Raw genomic sequence first — 12,715 nt, forward strand, 5'->3', positions numbered from 1 at the left:
AAGGGGGGCAGGGGTGATTCCAGCGGCGGTTGATGGCCCAGGTACGCCGATTCGGCGATGCCACCCAAGCTGGTATTGAAACAGCGGCGGCTACTGACCCAGCAGCCCGGGCAGCCAGGTGGACAGGAAGGGCAGCAGGGAGATGGTCAGTGCGCCCAGGAACATGGCGCCCACCGCCGGCAGCACGGAGACAGCTACGTAGCGCAAGGGCTTGCGGAACATGGCGGAGGCGAAATAGATGTTCAGTCCCGCCGGGGGGAAGAGAAAGGCGATTTCCAGGGTGGCCAGGAAGATGATGCCGAAGTGGATCGGATCGATGCCGTAGGCCAGGGCCACCGGCAGCAACAGGGGGACGAGGACCACGATGGCGGCGTAGATTTCCATGAGGGCGCCGGCGGCGATCAGGAAAACCACCAGGGCCACCAGGAAGGCGTACTTGTTGGGCAGCACGGACTGGACCCATTCCACCGCCAGGTCGGGGATGCCCGCATCCACCAGGAAATTGGTCAGCCCCAGGGCCATGCCCAGGATGAGCATGATGCCGCCGATGACCTGCACGCATTCCGCCAGGGCGAGCCCCAGGCCCCGGAGGTCCAGTTCGCGATGGGCCACGCTCTGGGTGAAGAGGGCATAGGCGGCGGTGAGGGCGGCGCTTTCCATGGGGGTGGCGAGACCGCTCACCAGTGAACCGATGGCCACCACGGGGGCCAGCAGCTCCCACTTGGCGGCCCAGGCCGCCGCGCGACGGGAAGTCCGTCGCGCCGGTTCGACCGGTTCGACTGGCGCCAGGCCGTCCCGGCGCAGGAAGCCCCCCGCCAGGAGCAGAAAGGCCACCATGACCAGGGCCGGCAGCACGCCGGCCAGGAACATGGTGTTGATGGGAACCCGGGCGATGATGGCGTACATGATGAGGGGCACGGAGGGGGCCAGCAGCACGCCCAGGGCGCTGGCGCTGGTGACCAGGCCGATGCCCCGCTTTTCCGCAAACCCCGCCCGGGTCAGCAGGGGCAGCAGCAGGCCGCCCAGGGCCAGGATGGTGACACCGCTGCCGCCGGTCAGGGCGGTGAAGAAGGAACACAGGACGGCGCCCGCCACCGCCGTGCCCAGGGCACCGCCGCCGAACAGGGTGGTGAACAGCGTGCCGAGCCGGACCGCCGCCCCGGTGCGGGCGAAGATGAGGCCGGCCAGGGTGAAGAGCGGCAGGGCCGGCAGGGAAGGATTCACCGTGATCTGGTAGTGGCTCAGCGGTACGGCCGCCAGGGGTTGGCCTTCCTGCCAGAACAGGGCCAGGGCCAGGCCGCCCAGCACGGCGAAGATGGGGGCGCCGCAGAACAGGATCAGCGCCAGCCAGAGGACGAAGGGCCAGAGGTGGAGGGTTTCGCCGTCGAAATGGCCGGCGAGCAGCCAGCCGGCCAGGGGCAGCAGCAGGGCGGGCGGTATGCGCCAGGCGGGCGTCTCGGCCAGACGGGAGCCGATCTTCAGCCCCAGCAGGATGAAACCCGCCGGCATGGCCGCCTGGATGATCCAGCCAGGGATGCCGTAGGCCAGGGCATGGGGCGCTTCCATCTCGCTGGCCACGAAGGTCCAGCTTGCCTGGGCCAGCAGGCCGCAGATCAGGGCCGAACTGGCGCCGGCAAAGACCTGGGCAAAACGGCGGAGATGGGGATGCTCGGCGGCGGCCAGGCCCGCGCCCAGGGAAGTCAGATGCCCGCCCCGCTCCGCCACCAGGGCGCCGAACATGGCCAGCACGAGCCCCAGGTGCTGAACCAGGACCGGCGCGTTCTCGACCCCCCGGCCGAACAGCGGCCGCAGGACGATCTCCACCACGGGGATGATCAGCATGAGGGCCAGGGCGCCACCGGCGAGGATGGCGTCGAAGCGGGTCAGGGCTGTGTACATGGGGGCTCGGGAAACAGGTTTGCGGTACTCATGGCCGGCCAGGCAAGACGCCGCGCATCCCGGCCCGCCGGCTCCCAACCATCGCCATGGGCAGGGGGGGCTTGCGCCAGGCTTACTTCCCCTTGCCCGCCCGGTAGGCCTTCAAGTGCCCCACCACGGCGTCGAAGGTCTCCTCCGGGACCAGCCTGCCCCGGATGCGGGGATGCAGCTCGTCGGCCAGCTTTTGCCATGCCTGCAGTTGCTGGGGCGTGGGCCGGGTCACGGTCAGGCCCCGTTTCTGCATGGCCGCCACCGCTTCATCCACCTCCTTGCGTGCCTGGGCGCGGATCTTGTCGCCGGCGCGGGCGCCGGCCTCCCTCACCGCCGTCTGGGCGGCCGGGCTCATGGACTCCCACGCCTTGCGGGTTACCACCAGGGCGCCGACGATGGGGGCCCAGTTGAGATCCAGCATGTAGGGGGCGCTGGTGTAGATCTGGGTTGCCAGGGCGAAGTAGGGGGTGGACGGCACGGCGTTGATCATGCCGGTCTGGATGGCCGGCAGGATGTCGGACACCTCCAGGGGCACCGGGGTGTAGCCCAGGCTCTTCATGATCTCCTGCTGCGCCGCTTCGCTGCCCCAGGCGAAGAATTTCATGCCCAGGAAGTCCCTGGGCGAGGCGGCGGGTTGCTTGGTGAAGAAGCGCACCCAGCCGGCGTCGCCCCAGGCCAGGATGACGAACCCCTTGTCCAGGAAGCGTTTTTCCATGTCGGCACGGAGTTTTTCCCGGACGTGGTCCACCTCGTCCCAGCCGCGGAACATCAGGGGCATGAGCTGCAAGGCGGCGATGGACGGTTCGATGGCCTCCAGACCGGCCACCGAGAGCAGGCCACCCTGCAACTGGCCGATGCGCATGCGGCGGACCATGTCGACTTCCCCACCCTGACTGCCGTCCGGATATACGAGATACTTGCCGCCGCCTTCCGCCTTGCGCCAGGCCTCGCCCAGTTCCATGAGCTGACGGTGATAGAGGGAGTTTTTCGGCGCCAGGGTGCCGATGCGCAAGGGGCTGGCGGCCAGGGCCTCTCCGGCGATCAACAGGGCGGCCAGCAGCAGGGTGAAGAAACGCATGGGAATGCCTCGATGGGGTATCAGAACAGGTCGGGAGATTTTTCCAGCAGCCAGCGTGCACGTTTCCGCACAACCTGGTTTTGCAGGGAATTGCCATCGCCCGCATCGGGGATGGCCAGGGCTGCCTGCAACAGGGACTCGAACAGCGCCCGGTCCCCCAGGGGCAGGGCGTGGCCTTCGGCCTTGGCCAGCAGCGGCCCGGCGGATTTGCCATTGGCCTGGGCGATGGCCTGATCGAACCAGGCCAGGCCCTGTTTGCGGTCGCCGCCGGGTCGTGCCGCCTCGAAGGTGGCCAGCAGGCTGGTCAGGCTGCCTTGGCCCCATTCCGGATCAGCCTGCCAGGCAAGGCGGGCCAGCCGCGCCGCCAGGGGCAGGTCGGCCACCAGATCGGGGTTGTCCTTGCCGAGGGAAATCCAGCCGCCCCAGGCGGCCGCCGCCCAGTAGGCCAGCCCGGCGTCCTCCCGGTCCAGTTTCGGCCAGCCGGCGGGGTCGCCGGCCAACGCCGCGCGCAAGCCGGGGTGGGCCTGTTCCAGGGCCGTCATCCCATGCCGGTGGGCGCGACGGTACAAGCGGGCCGCCCGCTGGCGCAAACGCTCCGCCTCGGCCACGTCCCGTTCCTCCACCCGGTCCGCCTCGAAGGCGACGAAGGCATAGGCGTACTGGGTGAAGCCGGCGGCCACGGATTCCGCCAGGGCCGCGTGCCCCGGCCGTTCGCGCAGCACCGACTCCGACAGCTTGAGATAAAAGGCGCTGGCTTCGCGGGCCAGGTCCAGGTCGTCTTCTGTCTGCTGGCCCTGTGTGGCCAGGCCGTCGGCCAGGTGGCCCATGACCATCTGACGGGGGGAGCAGGCGGCCAGGAGCAGTATCACCGAGACTACAAGGGCGCCGCGCAGCCAATCGTTCATGTCGCCGTTCAAGCCGAGGCCAAAAACGTGGCAATCTAACCGGCCTTCTTTACAGCGGCATGACGTTGGAACGACTCGAGCCCCCGGCCTCTCCGGCCAATCGCCCTGGGCTTGCGCTCTAACCGCCTGGCAAACCCAAAACCGACTCCTTCCCCAGTCCCGCTGGAGAAGGAGAGGGAAACCCGGTCAGCCCGCCCCCTATTCGAACTCCATGGACCGGAACACCCGCCCGGCATTGAGGCGAGCCAATTCGTCCGCCGTATGCAGGTGCAGGTAGGCGGACTGGTCCACCTTGTAGGCGTCCTCCAGGGTGCCGCCCTTCTCGATGACCTCGGCGATGCGGGCGCGCAGGTGGACCAGGTAGCCCCGGGTCCATTTGGTGACCGTGGCCATGTCGGTGGGGCCGCCGTGGCCGGGGATGACGGTCTCGGCACCCAGGGCCTCGAACCGGTCCCAGATGCGAATCCAGCGGGCGGTGTCGGTGTCCTCGAAGATGGGGGGCATGCGCACGTGGAAGGCGGTGTCGCCGGCGATGACCAGCTTCTTCTGCGGCAGCCAGACCATGGTATCGCCGTGGTGGTGGGCGTTGCCCAGGTGCAGCACCTCGATCTTCACGCCGCCCATGGAGAGGTCCAGCTGGTCGTCGTAGACCATGTCGGGCATGACGAACTCCGTGCGCCAGGCCTTGTCCCGCAGGCGGGCGCGCATGCCGGCCAGGGCCTCGTATCCGTTCTTTTCCATGTACCTGGCGGTATCACGGTGGGCGACGATCTTTGCGCCCTGTTCCTTCCAGTAGCTGGAACCCAGCATGGCGTGGCCCTGGCCGTTTTCCAGCACCACGTACTTAACCGGCTTGTCGGTCCGCTTCCTGATCTCGTCGTGGAGGCTTTGGGCCAGCAGGTAGTTGTCGCCGGCGTTCACCACCACCACGCCCGCCTCGGTGATCACGAAGGAGAGGTTGTTGTTGTGGCCTGAATTCTCGTAGGTGCCGGGGGCGGTGGCGCCAATGGCGGACCAGACACCGGGGGCCACTTCCCGGGGGAGGTCATAGAGGAAGGAGGCAGGCGCGGCGTCCGTGGGCACGATGGGCAGCCCGGCCCGCTTCCAGTTGAAGAAACCGTCCCGATAGTTTCTCACGTCGGTGTAGCCCAGCTTGATGAGGGTCTCGGCGGCCAACGGGCTGCGCTGGCTGACGCCGCAATACACCACGATGGGGGTGTTCCTGTCGGGCACGGCGGTCTCGACCTGGAACTCCAGCCAGCCCCGCACCAGGTTAGCGAAGCGGGGAGCGTCGATGCGGCCACCCAGGATGGCCAGCTCCTGGGGCATGCGCACGTCGATCACCATGGTATCCGGCCGTTCCTTCAACTGGGCTGCCAGGCCCGCCGTATCCAGTTGGGGCACCCGGGCCATGACGTCGTCCAGCACCGCCTGGGCGGCCTGGGAAAGGGGTGGGGCTTCGGGGATGGGATATTGCACGGCCGCCAGGTTCTGGGCCTTGGCGGAGGCGGCGGCCAGCAGACAGCACAACAGAAGAAGAAGCGATTTCATGGGAACTGCCTTGCCATCTGCACCGGGACGGCCAAGGCTACGCCGCCCAGTGGCGGCGCGGAATGGTAGGGCGTTACCAGCGGCTTACCAGATGCCCAGGTCGGCGAACCAGGGCTGGGGATTGGGGCGGAAGCCGAAGGCCACCACCACGCGATCGCAGGGGATGATCTCCTCGGAGCCTTCGATCACCACGGGGGTGCGGCGGCCCCGGGCATGGGGGGCGCCCCCATTGAACATTCCAGCCTTACGTGACAACCGCGCCATTGGCCAAAGCACAAGCTGATCCACCCTCGCTTGCGTGGGGGGCCCCTGTCACCCCGCCGTTTGGCGATTCCCCCAGCCTGTCGCATCATTGGCACCCATTTTGACCCGGCGATGAGGGTAATGCCTTGCCATCCAAACTGAGCCAACCGTGGAATCGCCCGCAACGATCCAGACTCGGGTTTCTGCTTGGCCTGCTCATGCTGCTTTCGTCCAGCCTCTTCGCCGCCGAAAAACCCTATGCCCCGGAAGGCGTGCCGGGGGCCGTCATCGTTACCGCCGAACAGGTGGTGGAGCTGACCCTGTCCCGTCCTGAACTGGTGATCATCGACGCACGCAAGAAGTCCGAATACGGCAAGGGCCATATCGAGGGGGCCGCCAACCTGCTGAACACCGCCATGCGGCGGGAGGACCTGGAGCGCCTCGTGCCCGACAAGACCGCCCCCATCATTTTCTACTGCAACGGCATTCGCTGCCTGCGCAGCTCCGATGCCATCCGCAAGGCCATGGACTGGGGCTACAGGAATGTATTCTGGTTCCGCGGCGGCTGGAAGGAATGGACCGACAAGCGCCTGCCGGTCATCACGGATTGAACCCTGCATGAAAACAATGACAGCCAGGCCCCGCGGCAAGGCGCGCCCATTCCCCCATGCACATTGAGACCCTGTCCATCCGTTCCGTCACGGTGATCATCATCTTGATGATCGGCATCGTGGCCAGCGTCCTTTCCCTGTGGGCCGGCAGCTACTTCCGCCAGGCGGCCCTGGACGCCCAGGTCAACAGCCTGTCCCGGGTCATTGAGGTGGCCTCCCAGGAAATGCTCAAGTCCGTCAGGGGCCATACCTTCGACCTGGGCATGCGCCTGGCCCATAGCGAGGAGGTGATCCAGGGCCTCCGTGATGCAGGCAGGCCCGGCGGCCACGACCGCCTGGTGAGGCTGCTGGACGATCCATTCATCAATGGTTTCGTGGGCTTTGCCAACATCAACCTGGAGAAGATCCGCATCCACGATCTCAATCTGAGGCCAGTCGCCGAGAGCACGAAAGGCATCATCGGCCTGGATGGAAAGCTCGCCGCGCATCTGGCACAGGACCTGGCGGGGCGTTCCGGCGTCGAGCGTCTGAAGGCCATAGATGCGATCTGGATTTCACCCCAGGGGCCGTTGCATTCCACCCTCGTGCCCATCGGTGGCCTGCGCCTGGTGGGTTACCTGGAAATCATCATCAACCCGGCCTTCAACCTGCCGGACATCGGCACCATCACCCGCACGCCCATCAGCATATTCACGCCTCGCGGCCAGCCCATCCTTGCCGGTACGCAACACCTTGCGGACAGCCACCTGCCCATCGAATACATGCTGCATGCTTCGGACGGCTTGCCCGCCTTCAAGATCGTAGGCTACGAGGATGTCGGCAAGCTCAACGCGCAAATGGAGAAGGCGCGCATCTTCACCATCAGTGGCTTCCTGCTGCTGACCTTCGGCACCCTGCTTTTCGCCCTTTGGCTGTTCAACCGCTTCCTCTTCGTGCCGGTCCGACGCATGGTGCGGGACATGAAGCAGATGGCCGCCGGGAAGCTCGACCTGACCGTGAACAAGAGCGGCCTGCGGGATTTTTCCGTCCTCGCCGAGACCTTCAATGCCATGGCGCAACAGGTTCGGCAGCGGACAAGCGACCTGGAACGGCTGCTTGACCTGGATGACAGCGCCATCCTGTGCTTCGGCAACGATCAGGAAGCGGTGTATTTCAACCGCGGTGCGGCGGCGGTGTTCGGCTATGCGCCTGACGAAATCGGCGACCTGGACCTGGGCGACCTGTTCGTCGAGGACATCGCCGGCATGCTGCGGGAGGCCGGCCTTGCCGGCGCATCGGCAGGGAGCAGCCTGCAGGCACGCCTCACCTGCATCCGCAAGGACGGCGGCCGCCTGGAGCGGGATGCGGTGGTCCGCCCCCTGCATGTGCAGGGCGGTCATGGCTATGCCATCGTGGTGAATGCCACGGAGGGCCTGGGCAGATTTCTCTCCGCGGAGGAGGTCGTCACCAGCTTCCAGCGCAACGAGCAGCGCATGAATGCGGTGGAGGAATCCCTCAACAGCTTGCTGGAGCTGACCCGCAACTCGCCGGGCCACGTGCCGGCCGTCGCCGGCGCCGTCCCGGCCGGCGGCGAAAGCGCGGAAACAGGCACCGAACGCCCGGCCATCCGCGAGCAGGCGGTCAACCTCATGCTCTGCGCCCTGGCCTGCTGGGAGCACGACCTGGACAAGAGCAAGATCGACCTGGCCGAGGAGAGCCGGATCTGGCCGGTCTACATTGACAAGTCGACGCCCACCACCCGGACCCTGGACAAGTACCTGAACCTGGAGACCTGTCCCAGAAACCCCCGCACCCAGCGCGTCATCGATACCGCCGAGTTCGTACTCAAGCAGCTCGGCCGCAGGTCGAGCCTGGAGCGCAAGAAGCTGCAGCAGGCCCTGAACGATTTCCGCCTGCTTGTCTCGGGTATCCGGCCCTCCGGGGACTGACCCCCCCTCCTGCCGCGCTGTCCCCCCCTCCTCCCCGGGCATCTCGTCCGCGGCCTGCGTCGGTTTTCGTTGAAATGCACCCGCGCGCGCTTGCATCAATCTGATTCTATTGGAAATTATTTCTTCCGGAAGCTTACGAATATCGACGAACAAGGGACTGGCGCTCCACCGTCGGGCTGTTAGTTTTGATGGCGGATACGGGTTGCCGGCCATCTTGTTCGCTGGCTCGCCAAGGCGGAAATGACCACACCGGACGGCGTATCCCGGTCGGGAATGGCGGGGATCGGCATCAGCCGGAAAACCCGGCATCGGCCGTCTCGAAGTGACGTCAACCAACCCTGGAGACAGAAGAATGAAGCGTGGATTCGTGAACAGAACGGCTGAGGCCCCCATCAACGGCTGGATCAGAAAGGCCCTGTACGGCGGGGCGGCCCTGGGACTGGCCATGACCATGGGCATGCAGCCCGCATTCGCCGGCAAGGGCCATGCCTATGCGTATGGACATGCCCATGCGAATGCCTATGGCAACGACGGTTTTGCGACCATCACCCCCTTCAACCGGGTAGCGAGGCTGCCGGTGGTGCGGGATGCCTACGGCGAGGTGGACCACAAGGCCACCTATGCCAAAGGCAAGGCGGCGGCCCTGGCGCTGGCCGACTATGTCGCCCGCTACAGGGACTCGGCCGAGCTGAGCATGGATGTCATCAAAGGCGACGACTGGGTGCTGGGCGGCACTTCGGCGAACTGCCGCAAGAGCTGGTCCTGCACCGACGATGAAATCAAGAAGGCCATCATTGAAATCCCCTCCCCCGAGCCCATCGACCCCAACGACATCACCTACATGACCACCGGCACGGTGACCCCGGCCAACACCAAGAAGGCCAGCGTGCTGGATTTCTGCAACGAGCACTACGCCAAGCAGGCCCTGGGTGTCGCCTCCATCGTCGGCACCAAGAAGGTGGTCAACGGCTACAGTCACACCCCCGCCTTGCCCTGCGAGGTCGCCATCTGGAACGACGACGAGCACATCTACGTGGACATGCTCGACCCGAACGCCATCTTCTCGCTGTTCTTCACCGACGTGCTGTCCAGCGACGACATGACCGACCCGGCCTTCGCCGAGGCGATCACCGCCCTGCCGCCCCAGGTGAAAGCGGAGATCCGCGCGGTGGTGCTGCATGCCATGAACGCGTTCGATGCCAAGACCAAGGCCGTCGACCAGCAGCTCGGACCGAAATACAGGAGCATGGACCAGGTGCTGGAGGTGGTGGCCGATTCGCCCTACCAGTCGCCCTACAAGCATGTCGGCTACACCAAGGCCGACGGCACCGCCTTCACGGCGGCCAACTCCACGGCGGTGACCCAGGCCATCATCAACACCATGAGCATCCATGGGCAGCCGGACGAAGGCACGCATCCGACACTTGTCGATGGCGCCCCCCTGGACAGCATCCTCAGCCCCGGCTCGAGCTGGCGTTCGGCCCGCGCCACCCCATTGACCCTGCCCGGAAACAACCATGTCATCGAGGCCTGCTCGCCCAAGTACGCCAAGATGGCTATGAGCACCGGCCTGCACCACGTGACCGCCCTGCCCTGCGAGATCACCGTGCAGATCGTCGACCGGGACGGCAACGGCAGCACGGAGACGCTGGTGGTCAGCTATCTGGACCCCCACTTCATGCTGAATGCCTTGTTCGCCGACATCTCCGAGGTAGAGAAGCTCAACTTCGCGTCCATCCCGGGCAACATCATGGATGACCTGCAGAAGATCGTAGCGGCCGCGCTGAGCGTCAATGCTGGCATCGCCCTGAATCCCGGCGAGCAGATCAGCTACGACATGCTACCCTGAGCTGGCCTGCCTGTCTTTCCTCCGCTCCCTGGCAGGCAAGCATCCGTCAGGGAGTTTTTTTGGCGCGCGAGCCCATGAACAAGTGTCTTCCCGGATTGATTGCCGCCCTCCTGCTGGGCCTTGGAAACCAGGCTCAGGCCATCGACTACGTCCTGCCGGACCTCGACGGCCGCATGCAGTCCCTGGACCAATATCGGGGCAAATGGGTGGTGGTGAATTACTGGGCCACCTGGTGCGGCACCTGCCGCAAGGAACTGCCTGACCTGGCCGCCCTGCACGAAAGGCGTGGCAATCGAAACATCGTCGTGGTGGGCATCAACTTCGAGGCCATTGACAGGAAGGACCTGAAGGAATTCGTTGCCAGGCAGCACATCCCCTACCCCGTGCTGCAAAGCGCGCCGGAGCGCCGTACCCCCCTCGGCCCCGTGCCGGCCCTGCCCACCACCTACATCATCGACCCCACGGGAAAGACAGTCGCAGGCGAAGTGGGGCTGGTGTCGCGTCAGGACCTTGAGGATTACATCTCAGCGCAACGTGGAAAGTGAAGGCAGGGCGGAAACTGCCTCTGCTACCGCAACCGTCCCCGCTCGTCCCGCACGATGGAGAGGGGGACATAAAAAACGAACCCCGCGCATAGGCGAGGCCCGTTCACCAGATAACGGGGAAAAACCGGCTTACCAGACGCCAAGGAACTCCAGCATGCCCTTGGCCGCTTCGCGGCCTTCGTACACTGCAGTGACCACCAGGTCGGAGCCCCGCACCATGTCGCCACCTGCAAACACCTTCGCATTGGCCGTCTGGTAGGCATACTTCTGGTCCTTGGCCACACTGTTGACAACAACGCGGCCGCCCTGGTCGGTGGTGATGCCCAGGTCGGCGAACCAGGGCTGGGGATTGGGGCGGAAGCCGAAGGCCACCACCACGCGGTCGCAGGGGATGATCTCCTCGGAGCCTTCGATGACCACGGGGGTGCGGCGGCCCCGGGCATCGGGGGCGCCCAGCTCGGTGGTGACCAGCTTGATGCCTTCCACCTTGCCATTACCCACGATCTCCACCGGCTGGCGGTTCCACAGGAACTGCACGCCCTCTTCCTTGGCGTTGGCCACTTCCCGCTTGGAGCCGGGCATGTTGGCCTCGTCCCGGCGGTAGGCACAGGTGACGCTGGCGGCGCCCTGGCGGATGGAAGTGCGGTTGCAGTCCATGGCCGTATCGCCACCGCCCAGCACCACCACCCCGAGGCCCTTCATGTCGATGAACTCCGCCTGGGGAAGGCTCAGACAGTGGTTGATGTTGGAGATGAGGAAGGGCAGCGCGGGCATCACGCCGGGCAGGTCCTCGCCGGGGATGCCGGCCTGCATGTAGGTGTAGGTGCCCATGCCCAGGAACACGGCATCGAACTCCGCCACGAGCTGCTCCATGGTGATGTCCTTGCCCACCTCGGTGTTCAGGCGGAACTCGATGCCCATGCCCTCGAAGATCTCCCGGCGGCGCACCATGACGCTTTTTTCCATCTTGAACTCGGGGATACCGAAGGTGAGCAGGCCGCCGATTTCCGGATAGCGGTCGAAGACCACCGCCTGCACGCCGTTGCGGGCCAGCACATCGGCGGCCCCCAGGCCGGCGGGGCCGGCGCCGATGACGGCGACCCTTTTGCCGGTGGGCACCACCTTGCTCATGTCCGGGCGCCAGCCCTGGGCGAAGGCGGTGTCGCTGATGTATTTCTCCACGGCGCCGATGGTGACGGCCCCGGCCGCCACCTGGTTGAGGGTGCAGGCGCCTTCGCACAGGCGGTCCTGGGGACAGACCCGGCCGCAGACCTCGGGCAGGGAGTTGGTCTGGTGGGACAGCTCGGCGGCCTCGAACAGGCGGCCTTCATCCACCAGCTTGAGCCAGTTGGGGATGTAGTTGTGCACCGGGCACCGCCACTCGCAGTAGGGGTTGCCGCAGGCCAGGCAGCGGCCGGCCTGTTCCCGGGCCTGGTCGGCGCCGAAGGGGGCGTAGATTTCCTTGAATTCGACCTTGCGCACCTCGGCCGGGGTCTTGTCGCCGTCCCGGCGGGCGATGTTGAGGAATTGGAATACGTCGGACATGGGAATTCCTGATTAATGGTCCAGCTGGGGCCAGTGGATAGGGGCCCGGTGCTGGTGTATGCAACCCAAAATGACCACGAAGTCGCCTTCGACTGCGTGAAAAAGTGAATAAGGAAACTTTCGCACCAAGGTCCGCCGCACATCACCTTGCACCCCAGAGGCAGCGGATGGAAAACGGGCGATCTGCGCCAAGGCCACTTCAATCGAACGCATGAAGTCATTCCCCAGACCACGGCCCTGGGACTCGTACCAGGCACGAATCTCGGCCAGTTCCTCAACCGCCTCGGGACGGAACAACAGTTTCATGAAAACCGACGTTCCAGTTCCGCCTTGGCAGCATCCCAAGGCATTGACGTTCCGGGGTGCGCTCGGTGTTCCGCCAAACGGCGCTGCATTTCCGCCTTGACCTCATCGCTGACCGGCTGTGAGGCTGCTTCGGCCGCGATGGCGTCCCAAAGGTCTTCCACCAACTGGATTTTTTCCGCATAGGAAAGCTGTTTGAGCTGCTCAATGGTTATCGGGCCCATCTCA

Annotated in this window: 12 protein-coding genes; 4 read left to right on the plus strand and 8 right to left on the minus strand. The window is 65.6% G+C overall.

Annotation, left to right across the window (positions count from 1 at the left end; translation table 11 throughout):
- Positions 1-90: 90 nt before the first annotated feature.
- The 5 genes from H6935_09240 to H6935_09260 all read right to left on the minus strand — a co-directional run bounded on the left by H6935_09240 (position 91) and on the right by H6935_09260 (position 5,700).
- Positions 91-1,899 (minus strand): TRAP transporter large permease subunit, encoded by a 1,809-nt coding sequence (locus H6935_09240; GenBank protein MCP5278532.1) that lies wholly within the window; start codon positions 1,897-1,899, stop codon positions 91-93.
- Between the two features lie 112 nt (positions 1,900-2,011).
- Positions 2,012-3,007 (minus strand): TRAP transporter substrate-binding protein DctP, encoded by a 996-nt coding sequence (dctP, locus tag H6935_09245; protein ID MCP5278533.1) that lies wholly within the window; start codon positions 3,005-3,007, stop codon positions 2,012-2,014.
- 20 nt (positions 3,008-3,027) lie between these two features.
- On the minus strand, positions 3,028-3,912 hold the full coding sequence (locus H6935_09250; protein ID MCP5278534.1) for a hypothetical protein: 885 nt from the start codon (positions 3,910-3,912) through the stop codon (positions 3,028-3,030).
- Between the two features lie 198 nt (positions 3,913-4,110).
- On the minus strand, positions 4,111-5,463 hold the full coding sequence (locus tag H6935_09255; GenBank protein ID MCP5278535.1) for an MBL fold metallo-hydrolase: 1,353 nt from the start codon (positions 5,461-5,463) through the stop codon (positions 4,111-4,113).
- Positions 5,464-5,547: 84 nt separating this feature from the next.
- Complete coding sequence (locus tag H6935_09260) at positions 5,548-5,700, minus strand: hypothetical protein (GenBank protein MCP5278536.1); 153 nt, start codon at positions 5,698-5,700, stop codon at positions 5,548-5,550.
- Positions 5,701-5,924: 224 nt separating this feature from the next.
- Between H6935_09260 and H6935_09265 the strand changes: the two genes are divergently transcribed.
- From H6935_09265 to H6935_09280, 4 genes are all read left to right on the plus strand, one after another.
- Positions 5,925-6,317: a rhodanese-like domain-containing protein gene (locus tag H6935_09265; GenBank protein ID MCP5278537.1), complete on the plus strand. Its 393-nt coding sequence runs from the start codon at positions 5,925-5,927 to the stop codon at positions 6,315-6,317.
- Between the two features lie 56 nt (positions 6,318-6,373).
- Positions 6,374-8,245, plus strand: a complete 1,872-nt coding sequence (locus tag H6935_09270) for a PAS domain-containing protein (protein MCP5278538.1) — start codon at positions 6,374-6,376, stop codon at positions 8,243-8,245.
- 352 nt (positions 8,246-8,597) lie between these two features.
- Positions 8,598-10,094 (plus strand): DUF302 domain-containing protein, encoded by a 1,497-nt coding sequence (locus H6935_09275; GenBank protein MCP5278539.1) that lies wholly within the window; start codon positions 8,598-8,600, stop codon positions 10,092-10,094.
- Positions 10,095-10,168: 74 nt separating this feature from the next.
- Entirely contained in the window at positions 10,169-10,639 is a 471-nt protein-coding gene (locus H6935_09280; protein ID MCP5278540.1) for a TlpA family protein disulfide reductase, read from the plus strand.
- Positions 10,640-10,768: 129 nt separating this feature from the next.
- Here H6935_09280 and H6935_09285 read toward each other — a convergent pair whose 3' ends face one another.
- The 3 genes from H6935_09285 to H6935_09295 are packed head-to-tail and all read right to left on the minus strand — an operon-like array spanning position 10,769 to position 12,711.
- A complete protein-coding gene (locus H6935_09285; protein MCP5278541.1) occupies positions 10,769-12,184 on the minus strand; it encodes an FAD-dependent oxidoreductase in 1,416 nt (471 codons plus the stop codon).
- A 12-nt stretch (positions 12,185-12,196) separates the two neighbouring features.
- Complete coding sequence (locus H6935_09290) at positions 12,197-12,490, minus strand: type II toxin-antitoxin system RelE/ParE family toxin (protein MCP5278542.1); 294 nt, start codon at positions 12,488-12,490, stop codon at positions 12,197-12,199.
- A complete protein-coding gene (locus H6935_09295) occupies positions 12,487-12,711 on the minus strand; it encodes an addiction module protein (protein ID MCP5278543.1) in 225 nt (74 codons plus the stop codon). Before H6935_09295 ends, H6935_09290 begins: the two co-directional genes overlap by 4 nt.
- Positions 12,712-12,715 lie beyond the last annotated feature (4 nt).

The sequence above is a fragment of the Thiobacillus sp. genome (genome assembly GCA_024235835.1).
Lineage (GTDB): Bacteria > Pseudomonadota > Gammaproteobacteria > Burkholderiales > Thiobacillaceae > PFJX01.